This is a genomic window from Haloarcula sp. R1-2 (genome assembly GCF_011627385.1).
GTDB classification, from domain to species: domain Archaea; phylum Halobacteriota; class Halobacteria; order Halobacteriales; family Haloarculaceae; genus Haloarcula; species Haloarcula marismortui.
The window spans coordinates 292,763-309,645 of record NZ_JAANTG010000002.1 but is presented as its reverse complement, the minus strand read 5'-3'; the positions used below and the strand labels follow the sequence as shown (position 1 = coordinate 309,645).

Genomic DNA, 16,883 nt, shown 5'->3' with positions numbered 1-16,883 from the left:
TCAGGTACGAGACTGGTGGTCGCATCGGATACCCAACCTGTCACTGCCAGCCAGCCAAACGCTTAACGCCACCAGACTCTCACAGCGAGATAATGGAGGTCGCACTGCTCACGGTCGGTGACGAACTGCTCGCTGGCGACACGGAGAACACGAACGCGTCGTGGCTGGGCCGCCAGCTTACCGCTGCCGGTGCAAGCGTCACCCGGGTTCTGACGATTCCTGACGACGAGGCGGTTATCGCCGACGCCGTGGCGCGGTATCACGACGCCTTCGACGCGGTCATCGTCACTGGGGGCATCGGCGGGACCCCCGACGACATCACGAAGGCCGCCGTGGCGCGGGCGTTCGGCCGCGACCTCGTCGTGCCCGACGACGTACGGGCACATCTCGAAGCGAAGGCCGAGCGCTTTGCCGACGATAACCCCGAGATGGTGGACCGCTACGACATGGACCTTGACCTCGACGCGTGGGCGTCGGTTCCCGAAGGTGGGCAGGCACTGCTGACCGACGAGAGCTTCGCCGCCGGCTGTGTTATCGACCGCGTGTACGTCCTGCCAGGCATCCCTGAAGAGCTGAAAGCGATGTACGAGACCATCGCCGACGAGTTCGACGGCGACCGGACGACAGAGACGATTCACACGCCTGCACCTGAAGGGGCGCTGGTGACCCACATCACGGCGGCCCGCGAGCAGTTCGAGGTAGCTGTCGGAAGCTATCCGCGCAAGGACGACGCGCCGGGACGGGTGAAGATTACCGGCGACGACCCGGCGACCGTCGCCGACGCGGCGGCCTGGCTCCGCGAGCGAATCGAGACGGAGTAGGTCGGTAAGCGGTGGGTTCATGCCGGCCACGGTCTGAAATGGCAGTATGAACCTGACACAGCGCCCGCGCCGCCTGCGAACCGACGGCGTGCGACCGCTGGTACGCGAAACGGAGCTTACAGCGTCGGACCTCATCGCGCCGGTGTTCGTCGACGCGACGACCGACGAGCGCGTCCCCATCGAGACGATGCCGGGTCACGAGCGCGTCCCTATCGAGGAGGCGGTCGACCGCGTCGAGGAGGTCCTCGAAACCGGCGTCGAAGCGGTGATGCTGTTCGGTATCCCGGAGTCGAAGGACGAACGCGGGAGCCGTGCCTGGGCTGAGGACGGTGTCGTGCAGGAGGCGACCCGCCGGATTTCCGGTGAAACCGACGCCTACGTCATCACCGACGTGTGCCTCTGTGAGTACACCGACCACGGCCACTGTGGCGTTCTCGAAGACGCCGCCGCCGAGGACCCCCGGCTGACGGTTCGCAACGACGAGACACTCGACCTGCTGGGGAAAATCGCCGCGAGCCACGCCGCGGCCGGAGCCGACATGGTCGCGCCCTCGGGCATGATCGACGGTATGGTCGGCGCGATTCGGACGGCTCTCGATGCCGATGGCTTTGACGACGTGGCTATCATGAGCTACGCCGCGAAGTACGAGTCGGCCTTCTACGGCCCATTTCGGGACGCCGCCGACGGCGCGCCAGCCTTCGGCGACCGCCGCCACTACCAGATGGACCCCGCGAACGCACGCGAGGCCCGTCGTGAGGTCGCCCTTGATGTCGAGCAGGGCGCAGACGTGCTGATGGTCAAGCCCGCTCTGCCGTATCTGGATATCGTCAAGGAGGTCCGGGAGTCCTACGACCACCCCGTTGTCGCCTATAACGTCTCCGGTGAATACGCCATGTTACACGCCGCCGCCGAGAAGGGCTGGCTCGACCTCGAAGCGGTCGCCTATGAGTCGCTGCTGTCCATCAAGCGGGCCGGTGCAGACCTGATTCTGACCTACTTCGCAGAGGACCTCGCCGACGAACTCTGAGCGGGGCTATTTCCCGTGTGTCCCCGTTTGAACCGCGCTGGTGGAGCGTTCCGGCGAGCGACAGGTCCCTAACCTATTCATGTGCCAGGGGCGGAGTGGGCGTATGCAGCGACAGTCCCTCCTCGTGGCGGTTGTCGCCGCGATTGCGCTGCTGTCGTTCAGCGTCGGCGCTGCGAGTCTCGACGCTGCAACCGGGTCCGACCAGGCGGAGATGACCCGTGACGACAGCGAGATCGACAACCCCGACGGACAGGGCCTCAGCGACCCGCCGGGTAGCATCGACCCGCCCGAAAGCGAAAACGGCGCTCGCGCGCTGCTGCCGAGTGTCCCCGCGCCGGCGGTCGGTGCGCTCGCCGTCGGCCTCGCAGTCGGGCTCGCAGTACTCTGGCGACTGGCCGGCCAGAGCCGGACAATCGACGAAACGGGCGGCGAGACGCCGGCCGTCGCAACGGCGGAATCCGCGCGGCGGCCGTCGCATAGCGCTGCCGAGATCGATGTTCCGCTTACCAACGACGTGTACCGGGCATGGGCTGCCCTCGAAAACGCAGTGGCCCCGGAACGCAGTTCCTCGACGCCACAGGACATCGAAGCGGACGCGACGGCTGCCGGTGCCGACCCCGACGCCGTGGCCTCGCTCAGGTCGGTGTTCGAGCGGGTTCGCTACGGCCGAGACCAGCCGGACGCAGATCTGGAATCGCAGGCCCGCGAGGCGCTGGAACGAGCGACCGACGACACGGACGACATCGTGGCGAATCCCGACGACGTGGCTTCTGAGAACAAAGACGCCGACGAGTCCGCAGGGGAGGCCAACACGTGACACTGCGCCGGGTTCCGCTGGCGCTCGGCCTCGTCGCGACAGCCATCGGCGTCAGTCTCGCCGCTCTCGGCGCGCCGCTGTTGCCCGCCGGCGCTGTCTCGGATCTGCCGATACTCGCGGTCGCCGTCTTCGCTGGCGGTGTCGCACTGCTGGCGCTCCTCGTTCGCTCCCTCGACAGCGACCGGGGCGTGGCGCTCCCGGACACTGACAGCCAGTACGTCACGGTCCCCGGCGACGATGTTGACGAGGCGCTTGGTGCTGGGGCCGGACAAGAGGCAATCCGGCAACGCGTCGAAGGGGTCGCAGTCACCGTCCTCCAGCGTGACGGCCTCTCGCCCGAGGCGGCGAAGACGGCGCTGCGCTCGGGCACGTGGACAGACAGGGAACAGGCCCGGAAGCTGTTCGACGGCACACCGATATCGCTCCGGGCGCGGCTGTCCGGGTGGCTCTCCGGTGTTCATCCGTTCCAGCGGCGCGTCGCCCACGCGACGGCCGAACTACGGCAGCGCGACGAGGAGCGATGAGCGAGGTCCACCGCACCGGCCGCTGGTTCGGGCTGGCCGGGGCCGCGCTGGTCGCCGTCGGCGTCGGGCTGGTGGGCCAGGTCCCTGCGCTCGTGTTGCTGGGCGGGCTCGGCGTCACGCTGAGCGCGTACGACCGCGTCGCCGTCCCGCCGGCAGCGGACATATCTATACAGCGGTCCATCACACCGACCGAGCCGGCGCTGGGTGAGCGGGTGACTGTCGCGCTCACCGTCCACAACAACGGGTCACGGACGATTCCGGACCTCCGGCTCGCCGACGGCGTGCCCAACTCCGTTCGTGTAGTCGAGGGGTCGGCGTCGCTGGGGACGGCACTACGCCCCGACGCGTCGACGACAATCACCTACGAAATTACCGGGGGAACCGACCGCTGCGTGTTCGACCCGGCGACGGTCGTCGTCAGGGACGTGGTCGGCGTCGTCGCCCGACGAACGTCCGTCACAGCCGAACCCGACACCGTCACGTGGGAGCAGCCGGCCAGTTCGGCGCTGTTGCCGCTGATCCCGGCGGTAGCCCGCCGGCCCGGGACGGTGCCCGTCGATGAGGGCGGCGAAGGGGTCTCCTTCTACGCGGTCAGGGAGCACCGCTCGAACGACCCGCTCTCGCGCGTCGACTGGAACCAGTACGCCCGGACCGGCGACCTGCGGACCGTCGAGTTTCGCCGCGAACAGTCGGCGACGGTGGTCGTGGTCGTCGACGCCCGAGCAGCCGCCGCGCTCGCGCCGCGTCCGGACGCCGAGACGGCAATCGAGCGGTCGACGATGGCCGCCGTCGCGCTCGTCGAGGGGCTCCCGGAGGACGGCCACGAGGTCGGCGTCGCGGCGTACTCGCCACATGACGCGTGGCTCGCACCGGGCACGAGCGCCGCCCACCAGCAACAGGCCCGCGACCTGCTCAGGACCGACCGTGCGTTCGCCGCGACATCGGTCACCCGAACACCGGATACGACGAAGCTCATCGCACAACTGCCGACGGCGGCGAACATCGTCTTCCTCGGCCCGCTGTGTGACGATGACAGCGAGGCGCTGGTCCGCCGACTCGCCGCCACCGGCCACCCGGTGACGGTTCTGAGTCCCGACCCGACCGCGACGGACACGGCGGGCCACCGGCTGGCGCGGCTCGAACGCCGCGAACGCCTCCGTCGGCTGCGAGCCGCCGACATCGCCGTCCACGACTGGCCTGCGGCGGAGCCGCTGGAACGAATCACTGAACGGGTCCGGCGGGGTGGCCAATGAGCACCCGGACTGGGGTCGTTTGTGGGAGTGCGGCGCTGGCGGCGAGCGTCGTGACGCTGTTCGTCGCCGGCATCAGCGCCGTCTCGACTGCCGCCGCCCTCGTCGGCGTCGTGCTGCTCGCCGGCGGGCAACTGATTCAGTCCGGGCGGCTGGTCGACCTCGCCAGCGCGTTGTTGTTTCTGGCGCTGCTGGTCGCCGCGCTTCAGGGAGCAACGACGACGACGGTGCTGGTCGCCGGCGGCGCGACAGTGCTGGCCTGGACGTTTGCCCATGGGGCTCTCGACCTCTATGCGGACCTCGGAACGGCACCCGGGACGCCCGTCGAACTCACCCACGTCGCAGGAACGACAGGGCTGGTCGGGGGCAGCATCGTGGTGACGACGCTGCTCTTTCAGCTCGATGTGCCGCCGTTGTCGCCGCTGGCGCTGGCAAGCGTCGTGCTGGGCGCGATTGCACTGACCGCGGCGCTCAGGCGATAGCGGCCGAGGCTGTTTCGGTCACGGCCGGCTGTGGCTACTGAGCAGGGTCCTTCTGAGAACGTCGCAGCGACTACCGCGTCGGTTCAGACGCTGATTCCGGGGCATCAACCAGCGTCAGCACGTCATCGGCATCGGACAGCGGAAGCCGGAGTGAGACGGTCGTCCACCCGTCGGCTCGGTCGTACTCGATGCCGCCGCCGGCCGTCTCGGCGACCCACCGGGCGAGCCAGATACCGAGGCCGCTCCCGTGCTGGAGATTCGTGATGTCCTCGTCATCGAACACGACGGCCCGCTCGATGGCGGGAATACCGGGGCCATCGTCGAGCACACGGACGAACGCGTCACCGTTGGCCTGTTCGGCTGTGATTCGGACGGCTGTGTCCGGCGGTGTGTGTTCGACCGCGTTCTCGACGAGGTTGTCAACGGCGTCGTAGACGGCTGTCCCGCCAGTGACAGGGAGTGTGCTCGGGAGTGCCGTTTCGACCGGTGCGTCAGGACGGTAACTATCGGCGACAGACCGGGCCAGTGCCGCCGCGTCAACCGGCTGGTCTGAATCTCCATTAAGCGCGGTTTCGACGCACCGGGCCTTTTCACTGACCGCGGCGAGGCGGTCAGCCGCGTCGAGGGCGCGAGACGCAGCCAGCGAGACAGCCGACTCGGCTGCGTTGGCGCGGGCGTATTCGGACATCCCGAACACGACGGAGAGTTCGTTGCGGAGATTGTGCCGCAGGACGCGATGAAGAACGCGGAGCCGGCGCTTTTGCCGCCGGCTGTCTGTGACGTCCGTGTACATGGCGAACCCGCAGCGACGGCCATCAGCTGTGTCGTACGGAACGCCACGATAGATGAACTCGCGGCAGCCGTCGGCTGTTTTCCGGGAGACGACAGCGTAGTTGATTTCGCCCGAGGCCGTCCGCTGGTCGTAGTTAACCGCCTCTTCGACGCGGTCGCCGGGAACGATGTACTCGTTGAGCGGTTCGCCGACGATTTCCTCGCGGTCGTAGCCGAAGGTGTCGACGAACGCGGGGTTGACCGTGCGGACAATCGGAACGAAATTGACGATTTCGAAGCCGACGACCGCGTCCTGTATGAGGTCAAACAGGTACTGGAACGGGTCGGCCGTCTCGGCCGTTCGGCAGAGCGAGCCGACGACGGAGCCGTCGTCTGTGGCCGCGAGTTCGAGCGTAACCGGACGAGAACGGCCGCTTTGCGGGAGTGTGACCTGGCAGGTCCGTGTTATCCGGTCCGAGGCACTGCTGACGGCCTGTCTGGTCGCCGTCAGTGTCTCGCGGTCCTCAGCTGTGACCAGTGCTTCGACGGGTGTGCCGACGAGTTCGTCAGGCGTTCGGTCGAGCAGTGCGGCGAACTCGTTCGTCGCAAACGTGAGCCGACCAGTGTCATCGAGACCGAACATCAGTTGTCTCTGATTCGGAGGAAGGGTGGGCCCGAAAGCTGTGATACTGGCTGTTTCTCGCCCACGGTGCCACGCGGCGAGGCGGTAAGCGTCAGATACTCGCGACCATCAGTCTGTGTTAGCGTGAGTTCCTGATCGGCAGCGCCCGAGTAGAACGCCGCGAGCGTGGCCGGGACCGCGTCGTCGTCGATGACGTTGACCACTGTGTCGTGGGGTTCGAAGACGCCGTCGTCGTTTTCGTACCGAGCTTCTCTGGCGGCCTGTTCACCCATCTGCTGTATTTCTCCCTGAATGTTCCCGACGATAACCAGCGGGGCGTCCCGTCTGGCAGCCGTCGTCTCGTTGGCAGCACCGAGCGAAGTCCGGTTGAGGTCGAACACGTTGTACCGCGCGTCCCAGTGTCCGAACATATCGAGGACGAACAGGGCGTCGTCATCAAGCGCGTCTTCGAGCGAGTGGTCGGTTGCTGCGAACGCAGCGGCAAGCGTCGACCGGTCGAGGGACGGTGGTGGCGTCAGCGAGACCGCCCGGCCGGCGGCGACGGCCGTCGCACACAGTTGGGCAACAGCGCCGTCGACCTGCGTCTCGTCGGTGGACCGGATCACTGCCTGACCGCCCATGACGAGGCCGCCGCCACAGAGGTCGTCGAGGCCGTCGATACCGGTCGGGACTGTCGGCGCATCCGCCAGCCGGTCCTGCCGGTCGGCCTCGGCGGCGGCAAGCACGTCGTCAATCTCGTCGAGCATCGCAGTCTGCTCGGAGCGGGCGGCACGTATCTCAGAGAGGTCGTCTTCAATAGCAGCGGCGCGGTCAGACACCGTTTCACACCGCTGGGCGACCGCTTCGCTTGTCGTCGCCTGTTCGTCGGTCGCCGCCGAGACGGAGGCGATGCCGTCGGCCGTTTCCGCAACAGTGTCGGCTACGTCGTCGAGGCGTGCCATCGCCGTGGTGACCTGCTCGGCCCCGGTGTCGATGCCGTCGATAGCGTCATCGAGTTGGGCAACGGTGTCGTCTGTCGCTTCCCGAACCGCCGTCAGGGTCGTATCGATTTCTTCGGCCTGCTGCTGTGATTCCTCAGCGAGGCTCTTTATTTCGTCGGCGACGACGGCGAACCCGTCTGTGTCGGTGGTATCGCCCGCCCGCGCCGCCTCTATCGAGGCGTTCAGCGCGAGCATATTCGTCTGGTCGGCGATGCGGTCGATGCCGGCCAGCGCATCGGCGATACTGTCGACCCGGTCCTGCAGGGCGGCCACTTCCTCGGCGACCGCCTGCCCCAGTTCGCGGACCTCGTCCATCGACTCGATGGCGTCGGCTGCGGCCTCCCGTCCGTCGTTTGCCGCGTCCGTTGCCCGCTGGCTCTGTTCGCTGACCTCGGTCGCGGTCGCAGCGATCTCTTCGATTGTGGCCGAAAGCGACGAGACCTCGTCGGCGATCCACTGTGCGTCGGTCGCCTGTGCCGTCGCGCGGTCGTCGATCGCCGCGAGCTGCTCGCCGACGGTCACCGACGCCGCCTGAACGACATCCAGTGCACCCTGTGCGTTCGCGACGGCCCGTTCCTCTGTCACAGCCGTCGACTGGTCCGGAACGGATGGGTAGTGGTCCGAAGCCATAATCAGCTAGATACCCTCTGGCGTCTAACCGTCGTGTATAGTTTATCGAGGCTTTGTGCCACGACTATCCACTGTTTTCCGGACATTTATGCTAAATCTGAATCTGTGGTCACGAGGCATAACCCTGTTGTCGCTGGCAACACCCGCCAGCCGAGAGCGCGCGCAAGCAAAAACGGCCTATTTGGCCCCCTGTAGCCGGAACTGGGGTCGACAAACGTCCAAAATTCCAGTATACATATACGGACTTTCTTTACGGAGAACAACCTTATATCCATAATATCATACCATAATCTGGACGGTCGTCTACCACATCCCCTCTAATTTCCGCATTCATAAAGGCAAACCTTATGTAGTGTTGTTACCAGAGCCTTTCTCGTGAAAGAGTTGAAGAAGTTGAGCCAGAGTGGGGGAAAGTTGGACATGCAGACGGCAGCCGATAACAAAACGAAACAGGTGAACTAGAAATGAGCTACACTGCACTACAAGTTGATCCGAACGTGCTCGCAGAAGGAGTTAATCTCCTGTGGGTGCTTACAGTATCGTTCCTAATCTTCTTCATGCACGCGGGCTTCGCCATGCTCGAGGCGGGCCAGGTGCGCTCGAAGAACGTCGCGAACCAGCTAACGAAGAACCTCCTGACCTGGTCGGTCGGAGTCGTCGTGTTCTTCCTCATCGGGTCTGGCATCTCGTCACTCGTCGGGACCGGGTCCTTTGCGCCGGCGTTTGGCGCTGAGGCCGCGAACGACTACGTCGGGTGGCTGTTCGGTGCCGTCTTCGCGATGACGGCAGCGACCATCGTCTCCGGGGCGGTGGCCGGCCGGGCCAAGCTCCGTGCGTACATCACGTACACGTTCCTGCTGGCCGCAGTCATCTACCCCGTCGTGACCGGGCTCACGTGGGCCGGTGCCCACATCAGCCTCGGCGGTGTCGTGTTCAAGGACTTCGCCGGTGGGATGATTGTCCACGGTATGGGCGGTATTGCCGGTCTCACGGCCGCCTACGTGCTCGGTCCGCGCATGGGCCGGTACAACGAGGATGGCTCCGCGAACGTTATTCCGGGTCACTCGATGACCTTCGCCGTGCTGGGGACGCTTATCCTCGCCTTCGGCTGGTACGGGTTCAATGTCGGGACCGCAGCGAGTGTCTTCGTCGTCGAAGACGGCGCACTCGCGCTCGGTGCCTTCGCAACGGTTGGCCGCGTCGCGATGACGACGACCGTTGCGATGGCGATGGGCGCAATCGGTGCCGCACTGGTTGCGTGGCTGAAGACCGGCAAGGTCGACACGCTGTACGTCGCAAACGGACTGCTCGCCGGGCTAGTCGGTATCACGGCGATCCCCGACACCACGACCTGGTGGGGTGCACTCATCGTCGGCCTCCTGGCTGGCGGTCAGCTTCCGATTGTGTTCAGCTTCATGGAGAACCGTATGAAAATTGACGACGTGTGCGCTGTGTTCCCGGTCCACGGCAGTGCCGGTGTGCTGGGCACCATCATGTACCCACTCGTCGCAACCTCCGGCACCGTCGGCTCTATCGGCAGCGCCCTCGCCGTACAGGTTGTTGGCGTCGCCGTTATCGCCGGCTGGACGATTGTGACCACCGGCCTCATCTGGTACGGCCTCAAGGCAGCCGGACAGGCACGGGTCACGCCCGAACACGAGCAGGAAGGGCTGGACGTCAGCGAGCACGGCGTCGAGACCTACCCCGAGTTCGGTGGCGGCGAAGGCGTTGTCGCCGATGGTGGTAAAGTGAACACGAACGTGCGTACTGACGGAGGTTCCAAAGATGACTGACGAAACCGACGACTCTGAAATCAAGATGGTGGTCGCAATGGTTCGACCGGACAAGCTCGGCGATGTAAAGAAGGCGCTGGCGGAAGTCGGCGCGCCCTCGCTGACAGTGACGAACGTCTCCGGCCGCGGCTCACAGCCCGCAAAGAAGGGGCAGTGGCGCGGCGAGGAGTACGTCGTCGACCTGCACCAGAAAGTCAAAGTCGAGACAGTGGTCGCAGACATCCCCGCAGAGGATGTCGTCGACGCTATCGCCGACGGTGCCCACACCGGCGAGAAAGGTGACGGCAAGATATTCGTCCTTCCCGTGGACAACGCCTACCAGGTCCGAACCGGTAAAGAAGGTCCAGAGGCAGTCTGAGCGGACGAAATGGTCGATGATACCGACAGAGAGGTAGTGAACGCACTGCTCCAGGACGGCCGTGCGAGCGCCCGTGACATCGCCGCCGCAACCGGTATCGCGGCAACCACGGTGTCGCGCCGAATGGACGACCTGGAGTCGACCGGTGTGATCGACGAATACACCGTCGACATCGATTACGGGGCGCTGGGCTACGACGTGACCGCCGTATTCCAGCTCTCTGTCGAGGGCGACGGGCTTGGACGGGTGGTGGACCAGTTACGTGATCGACGCGAAATGGTCGCGGTCTACGAAGTGACCGGCGACCACGACATCGTGGCCGTCGGGAAGTTCACCGACACGCAGTCGATGAACGAGCGGATAAAGACGCTGCTGACCGACGAGGACATCCGGTCTGCCTCGACATCAGTCGTGCTGAACACGGTGTGCGAACACGAGCAGTTCCCGGTCGACGGAACTGACGCCTGAAGACGCCTGCAGTCCTGTTTTCGCTGTCAGTTTGGAACGGTGAGACACGCTATGAGGTGCACCGGGACGTGTTTGTAGTGAGTACGTGGTGACTGAATGTCCTCCCTCATGTCCGATGGAGCCGGCGACAGACGGCTACCAGACCCTATCCGCTGGTGAGTGTGGCTCCCAGCGGTGGCGTTAAGCCGCTTGCGACGTTCCAGAAGATATGGGCTTGAAAGTCGACGTGCGGAAGCTGGACCTTTTCAATCAGATGGCAAAAGAGGGGTCCGGGACAGTCGCGGAGAACCTCGGTCAGTTGACCGGGCTTGACGCGACAGTTCGGACCTCACAGATCAATTTTCTCGACATCGAGGATGTCAAGACACACATCGGCGACGACAAGGGCGTCGGCATCTACGTCGAACTGAACGAACCGCCCTACGGTTACGTCCTATTTCTGCTCGAACCGGCCGACAGCAAGCAGATGGCCAGCGCGATGATGGGCGGGATGGGCGAACCGAGCGAGGGTGAAGGGTTCTCCGACATGGAACAGTCGGCGATGCAGGAGATCGGCAACATCATGACCTCCGCGTTCATCGACGGGTGGGCCAACGTGTTGGAGACGACCATCGATATGGGGACCCCGAACTTCGTGTTCGGGCCGGCTGACGGCATCATCGACGAGATGGGCGGCTGGCCGGACTCCGATCTGGTGTTCGTCGTCGACTCGCGTATCACCGTCGACGACGGCGACCTCGGGATGACCGTGTACACGTTCCCCGAACTGGAGGACCTCGTCGCACTGATTCAGGATATCGACCTCGACACTGACGTGGCGAAAGACACCGAAGCCAGCGACATTCTTGACTGACAGCGGCACGCTATTTCTGCACCCCTGTCCACCGCGTGGCCAGAGTAAGTCTAATCGCCGAGAAAACAGCCTGCGGTCCCTCAATACCCGACACCAGCTCCGACTATGCTAATTGTTCACCCATTTCTATTGAAATAAGTATTATATATATTTATCATCAAAACAGCTGGTATGGGATTGGAAAGCGGGGGAGCGGCAGTTGACAGGCGGTCCGTACTACAGATTGCCGGTGGGGTCGGCAGCGCGGGGCTCGCCGGGCTGGCAGGGTGCCAGGGCGGGGGGTCGAGAGCCGAAAACACACCGGAGCACCCACCGCTCGGGAACTATCCGGTCGACGGCGATGCGGTCACACTCGGCTTCAACGTGCCACAGTCAGGGACGTACGCCGCCGAAGGGCGCGACGAACTCCGGGGATATGAGCTCGCTGTCACACACCTCAACGAGGGCGGCGGCTGGGTTGGACAGCGCTCCTTTGACGTACTCAGCGGCGACGGCGTGCTCGGAAAGACCGTCGAGTACGTCACTGCAGACACGGAAACGAAGCCGGATGTTGCGACAGCCAACGCAAAGGAAATGATCGAGCAGGACGACGTCATCATGTTCTCCGGTGGCTCGTCCAGTTCCGTTGCTATCGCCCAGCAGGAGGTCGCACAGGCCCAGAAGGTCCCGTATATGTGCTGTCTGACCCACTCGAACGACACGACGGGGACGGACTGTGTCCGCTACAGCTTTCGGGAGATGTTCAACGCGTACATGACCGCACAGGCGCTGCTTCCGGTACTCAAGGAACGGTTCGGCCGGGAGGCCCAGTACGTCCAGATCTACGCGGACTACAACTGGGGGCAAACGATGGAGTCGTCGATCCGTGATTTCTTCACCTCGAGTGGCTGGGTCGAACTCACGAGCATCCCGACGCGTCTCGGGACGACGAACTACGAGGAACCGCTCAAACAGGCCCGGGACGCCGGTGCGGAGGTCGTCTTCCTCGACCACTACGGACTCGACGCCGCGAACTCGCTGACAACGGCCCAGGAAATTCTCCCTGACGAGGTGGGGATTGTGGTGCCGCTGTACAACCGCATCGTGGCACAGAACGCCTCGACGGCGCTCGGCGGTGTCGTCGGGACGGTCGCCTGGGACACCAGCGTCTCGTCTGACCTTTCCAATGCGTTCAAGAACGCCTTCACCGCGGAGCACGGGAACGCACAGCGACCCTCCGGCGTGGCCCATCTGGCCTACGCACAGACGCTCCAGTACGCCGCGGCCGTCGAGCGGGCCGGTACGTTCTATCCGCCGGCGGTTATCCGAGAGCTAGAAGACCAGGAATACTCGGTCGGGCTGGGCAGCCAGACGATGCGGCGCTGTGACCATCAGGCCCAGCGTGGCGTGCCAGTGGTCGAAGGGCTTCCCGAGTCCGAGCAGTCCCTCGGTCGGTTCTACGACCTGCTCAGGGTTACGAAAGCGGTCGGGTACGACTGTGACGGCGGCCCGGCCGCCGAGTGCGAACTCGGAGACTACGGGGACTAGAGCCAGCGCACAGCGACTACTGCGAAACGGAAAATACGGAAAACGGAGAACCGAGCGGGGACTGGACACAAGCAGTCCCCAACTGTCAGAGGCAGACGGACGCGCCCTGAAACGGACACGTCACGTCGGCACATCCGGCTGTTCGGAGCCGGGGCCGCGTTACTCCAGTAGCTCCGGTTCCGCGTCGTATGCCACCCCCTTGACCGCGGATTCCGACGGGTCGTCACCGTCGTTGTCGGTCGGGCAGTCTGTCTCAGCCATGGTCAGTCGTCCGCCGAAATCGGCTGGCCCTCGGCGTCGGTCGGGGCGGGGCTCTCGCCGTCGTCGAAGGGATACCACGATTGCTTGCCGTCGGCCAGACACGGGTCGGTGTACCCCTCGACTTCCTCCGGTTCGGCCAGCTCGACGATTGTTTCGTGGCCGGTGGCGTCGACCCACTCCCGAAAGGTCTGCCCCTCCGAGCGAAGCGCGGCGTATGCCTCAACGATGTTGGCGATCATGCCCGGCACCTCGTCAGCAGGGACGCGCTGGCGGACCCACTCGATGAACGTCGGCTCCGCGCCGATACCGCCGCCGACACCGATATCGACGGCTTCGACCATCTGGCCGTCCTTGCGGGCGCGCATCCCCTGTAAGCCGATGTCGGCTGTCATCGCTTGACCGCAGTCAGCCGTACAGCCCGAGAAGTGCATTTTGATGCGGTCAACATCATCGGGCACATCGACGTTGTCACCGAGCCAGCGGAGCAGGCGAGCCATCCGCGCCTTTGTCTCGGTGAGCGCGAGTGAACAGAACTCCGTTCCGGTACAGGCCATCGCCCCCTGAACAAACGGGTTCGGCTCGGGCGAGTGTTTGTCCAGTAGCGGCTCGTTGAGGAGATTCGAAATGTTCCCGTCGGGGACGTCCATGATGACTGGGTTCTGTCGGCGGGTCAGGCGCACTTCGCCGGAGCCGTAGGCGTCGGCGAGGTCCGCGAGTTCGATGGTGTCCTCTGCGGAGAGTCGGCCCACGGGCACCGAGAGCCCGACGTAGTTCTTCCCGTCTTGCTGGTCGTAGACGCCGACGTGGTCGTGGGCACCGTGTTCGGCAGACTTGCCGGCGTTGTACGTGTACTCCCCGCGGAAGTCAGTGCCAGCGGTTTCAAACTCGAAATCCAGCCGCTCGTCAAGTTCCTCGCGGATGGCGTCGGTCCCATGTTCGTCGACGAAAAACCGGGCGCGGTTCTTCGAGCGGTTCTGACGGTTGCCCGCCTCGTGGTAGTACTCGACAAAAGCACGGACCGTCTCGACGGCGTGTTCGGGCCGGATGAACAGGTCCAGCGGACGGGCCTCGCGGGGTTCGCGACCACCGAGGCCGCCGCCGACGCGGACGTTGAACCCCTCGATTTCCTCGCTGTCAATGAACTTGTGGGCCGGCTCCAGCCCGATGTCGTTGATGCTGTCCTGGGCACACCCCTGCTTGCACCCCGTCACCGAGATGTTGAACTTCCGGGGCATATTGGAGAGGTCGTTGTCGTCGCGGATGGTCTCCTGAATCTCGTCGAGAATCGGGCGGGACGCGACGTACTCCTCGGCCTTGCCGGCGACCGGACAACCGGAGATGTTCCGCATCGTGTCCCCGCCCGCAGAGCGCGAGGAAACGCCGACTGCTTCGAGTTTCTCCCAGATTTCCGGGATGTCTTCGAGTTTGAGCCAGTGCAGTTGGATGGACTGTCGTGTCGTGAAATCAATCCAGCCGTTGCCGAACTCAGGGTTCTCCGCTGGCCCCTTCGCGTAGTCGCGGGCGACTTCGCCGATAGCCCGGAGCTGGTCGGGCTCCAGAACGCCGCCGCAATTTGTCAGCCGCATCATGAAATACGACTCCTGCCCGCCGCGGTGGTGGAAGACACCCCAGAACTTGAACCGCGAGAACCACTTCTCGCGTTCGTCCTCGGGAATCGAGTCCCAGCCTTTCTCGGCGAACTCCTCTAGTTTCTCCCGTACCTCATCACCGTACAGCTCCGCCTTGTACTCCTCTTTTTTATGTGCCATCTTCGCGCACCCTCACTCTTGATAGATGTGGTTTTTTATCTCCCATAGGTATCTGAATGTCCGCTAATTCACGTCTAATTACTCAGCTTGCTGTCTTATAACCCTAATCGTTAAAGAAGTAAAGAGTATGAGTGGGTTCGGAAACAGCTGTCCAGAATTATACCGTCTGGGAGGTATTTAAAGAAGTTATACACCACACCGTCGAAAGGGATAAAACCGCAGTACTGCAGGCGATTGGCCGGCCGAGCGCTGACACTCGCTTTCAGAGACGCGACCCGAGGATAGGTCGCCCAACCGGGGTGGACCCGTAGAACTGAGGTGTCGGTCGCGCGTGCGCAAAACCAGAACCGGACGGACGCGACACGCAACGCAGCGGCTGTAGCAGTGAACGCGCGTGAAGTAAACGAGAGGCCGTAGGGGGTCAGTCGTCGCCGGAGGCGACAGTCGGACCTTCCTGCGTACTTCCGACGAACCCGGCCGTGTTCGCGATTTTCGCGATCTCCGGTCGGAACACCCACGCCGACAGGGCGACGATGGGTATCATCGTGACAGCGGCCACGGAATACCCCAGGTGGAGGTTCGCCAGCCACGGCGCGGAGTAAAACAGCGGGTAGACAATCCCACCGACAGTGCCGACGCCGCCGACGACACCGGCGACCGAGCCAGAGTCGTTGGGGAACATCGCAGGCACCTGCGCGAAGATAGCGCCCTCAGCCCAGGCACAGCCCGTGCCCACGAGGAAGCCGATGACGACAGCGTTCAACAGCACCCCGGAGAGGCCGGCCAGCGTCATGGCGAACATCATCACCACAATAAAGCAGAGCCCGAGGAACGTCCACTGCTCGCGGTACTGGCCCTCAAAAAAGGGCAAGATGTTCTTCTCCTTGCGGGCCAGCAGGTCGCTGCCGTAGCCGCCAAACGGCCGGAGCAGTCCCGCTGCAATCGAAAACGTTGCGGCGAAGGTGCTCGCGATGACGAGGTTGTCCTGATTGAACGCCTCGCGGTAGTAGGTGGCGAGCCACCCGTTCATCGACAGTTCGAGGCCGAAAGACATGATGTACGCGGCGGCGAGGACGACGGTGCCGTAGCGCGTGGCCGTGTGGAGCCAGCCTTTGAAGTTGGTGTTCTCCTTGGTCGCCTGACGTTTCGCCTCGCTTTTTGCGGCCTCGCCGAGCGTGTAGTAGGCGATTGCGAGGAGGATGGAGACGATGCCGGTGTAGAAGAACGCGGCTCGCCAGTTGGTCGAGAACAGCGGCCCGTTCCACCCGGACCCGAACACGCGAGGGAGAATCAGCGCGCCGCCGGCGGCACCGGCGTTCCCGACACCAGCGTATATGCCCTCCGCCAGACCGAGGTTCTCCTCCTCGAACCACTCGGCGACGTGCTGGATGCCGATGACGAACGTGATGCCGGCCGTCGCCACGATGAGTCGGAGCACGAAGAACACGGAGTAGTCCTGTGCGAAGGCGCTCCCGATCGAGAACACACCAACGTAGGCCAGCACGATGGCAAAGATAGCCGGTGCACCGAACTTATCCGAGAGCCAGCCGGTGAGCATTCGGCCGAACGGAGCCATCCAGATGGCCGAACTCGCCAGAATCCCGATCTCCGCCGTCGACAGTCCGAACTCCTCGGCCATCGGGCCAGTAAACGGCGCGAACGAGAACCAGATAAGGAACGAGAAGTTGAAGCCGATGGTCGCTAGCAGCAGCGTCCGGTACTTCGTCATCTTGATCAGTCCCATGCCGACACCTCAGTTACGGACTGCACGCCATTTGCGATTATTACCGGTTTTTTGTCCACCAATTCTATTATATTTTGGATGTGTGCCCACATCAGTACATGATAGGCAAAAGACTCGTCATTTAATAACAGTACCCCTTTACATAACGGCTATTCTAAAGCGCCT

At 64.0% G+C, this 16,883-nt stretch carries 15 protein-coding genes; 11 read left to right on the top strand and 4 right to left on the bottom strand.

Annotated elements, in window-relative coordinates:
- Window positions 1–92 precede the first annotated feature (92 nt).
- The 6 genes from G9C82_RS09635 (at window position 93) to G9C82_RS09610 (ending at window position 4,921) form a co-directional block, all read left to right on the top strand.
- Window positions 93–821, top strand: a complete 729-nt coding sequence (locus G9C82_RS09635; protein ID WP_004959713.1) for a molybdopterin-binding protein — start codon at window positions 93–95, stop codon at window positions 819–821.
- 46 nt (window positions 822–867) lie between these two features.
- A complete protein-coding gene (gene hemB, locus G9C82_RS09630; RefSeq protein WP_127013980.1) occupies window positions 868–1,848 on the top strand; it encodes a porphobilinogen synthase in 981 nt (326 codons plus the stop codon).
- A 103-nt stretch (window positions 1,849–1,951) separates the two neighbouring features.
- On the top strand, window positions 1,952–2,665 hold the full coding sequence (locus G9C82_RS09625) for a DUF4129 domain-containing protein (RefSeq protein WP_127013979.1): 714 nt from the start codon (window positions 1,952–1,954) through the stop codon (window positions 2,663–2,665).
- The gene (locus G9C82_RS09620; protein ID WP_127013978.1) at window positions 2,662–3,189 is read left to right on the top strand and encodes a hypothetical protein; all 528 of its coding nucleotides are present in this window, start codon (window positions 2,662–2,664) and stop codon (window positions 3,187–3,189) included. The genes G9C82_RS09625 and G9C82_RS09620 overlap by 4 nt, the downstream gene beginning before the upstream one ends.
- Window positions 3,186–4,442, top strand: a complete 1,257-nt coding sequence (locus G9C82_RS09615; protein ID WP_127013977.1) for a DUF58 domain-containing protein — start codon at window positions 3,186–3,188, stop codon at window positions 4,440–4,442. The genes G9C82_RS09620 and G9C82_RS09615 overlap by 4 nt, the downstream gene beginning before the upstream one ends.
- The gene (locus tag G9C82_RS09610) at window positions 4,439–4,921 is read left to right on the top strand and encodes a hypothetical protein (RefSeq protein ID WP_127013976.1); all 483 of its coding nucleotides are present in this window, start codon (window positions 4,439–4,441) and stop codon (window positions 4,919–4,921) included. Before G9C82_RS09615 ends, G9C82_RS09610 begins: the two co-directional genes overlap by 4 nt.
- Window positions 4,922–4,991: 70 nt before the next feature.
- On the opposite strand, the gene G9C82_RS09605 is transcribed toward G9C82_RS09610, so the two are convergent.
- Window positions 4,992–6,335 carry an ATP-binding protein gene (locus G9C82_RS09605; RefSeq protein ID WP_127013975.1) on the bottom strand — a complete coding sequence of 448 codons (1,344 nt, stop codon included), beginning with the start codon at window positions 6,333–6,335 and terminating at the stop codon, window positions 4,992–4,994.
- Window positions 6,335–7,945, bottom strand: coding sequence for a methyl-accepting chemotaxis protein (locus G9C82_RS09600; RefSeq protein WP_127013974.1), 1,611 nt, complete (start codon window positions 7,943–7,945; stop codon window positions 6,335–6,337). Before G9C82_RS09600 ends, G9C82_RS09605 begins: the two co-directional genes overlap by 1 nt.
- A gap of 464 nt (window positions 7,946–8,409) precedes the next feature.
- On the opposite strand from G9C82_RS09600, the gene G9C82_RS09595 reads away from it, so the two are divergent.
- From G9C82_RS09595 to G9C82_RS09575, 5 genes are all read left to right on the top strand, one after another.
- Window positions 8,410–9,738, top strand: a complete 1,329-nt coding sequence (locus G9C82_RS09595) for an ammonium transporter (RefSeq protein WP_004959739.1) — start codon at window positions 8,410–8,412, stop codon at window positions 9,736–9,738.
- Window positions 9,731–10,096, top strand: coding sequence for a P-II family nitrogen regulator (locus tag G9C82_RS09590; RefSeq protein WP_004517663.1), 366 nt, complete (start codon window positions 9,731–9,733; stop codon window positions 10,094–10,096). The genes G9C82_RS09595 and G9C82_RS09590 overlap by 8 nt, the downstream gene beginning before the upstream one ends.
- Before the next feature lie 9 nt (window positions 10,097–10,105).
- A complete protein-coding gene (gene lrp, locus G9C82_RS09585) occupies window positions 10,106–10,564 on the top strand; it encodes an HTH-type transcriptional regulator Lrp (protein WP_004959742.1) in 459 nt (152 codons plus the stop codon).
- Window positions 10,565–10,772: 208 nt separating this feature from the next.
- Window positions 10,773–11,417: a chemotaxis protein CheC gene (locus tag G9C82_RS09580; RefSeq protein WP_004959744.1), complete on the top strand. Its 645-nt coding sequence runs from the start codon at window positions 10,773–10,775 to the stop codon at window positions 11,415–11,417.
- Between the two features lie 171 nt (window positions 11,418–11,588).
- Window positions 11,589–12,944: a substrate-binding protein gene (locus tag G9C82_RS09575; RefSeq protein ID WP_127013973.1), complete on the top strand. Its 1,356-nt coding sequence runs from the start codon at window positions 11,589–11,591 to the stop codon at window positions 12,942–12,944.
- Between the two features lie 263 nt (window positions 12,945–13,207).
- On the opposite strand, the gene G9C82_RS09570 is transcribed toward G9C82_RS09575, so the two are convergent.
- On the bottom strand, window positions 13,208–14,974 hold the full coding sequence (locus G9C82_RS09570; protein WP_127013972.1) for a nitrite/sulfite reductase: 1,767 nt from the start codon (window positions 14,972–14,974) through the stop codon (window positions 13,208–13,210).
- 421 nt (window positions 14,975–15,395) lie between these two features.
- Window positions 15,396–16,718 carry an MFS transporter gene (locus G9C82_RS09565; RefSeq protein WP_127013971.1) on the bottom strand — a complete coding sequence of 441 codons (1,323 nt, stop codon included), beginning with the start codon at window positions 16,716–16,718 and terminating at the stop codon, window positions 15,396–15,398.
- Window positions 16,719–16,883 lie beyond the last annotated feature (165 nt).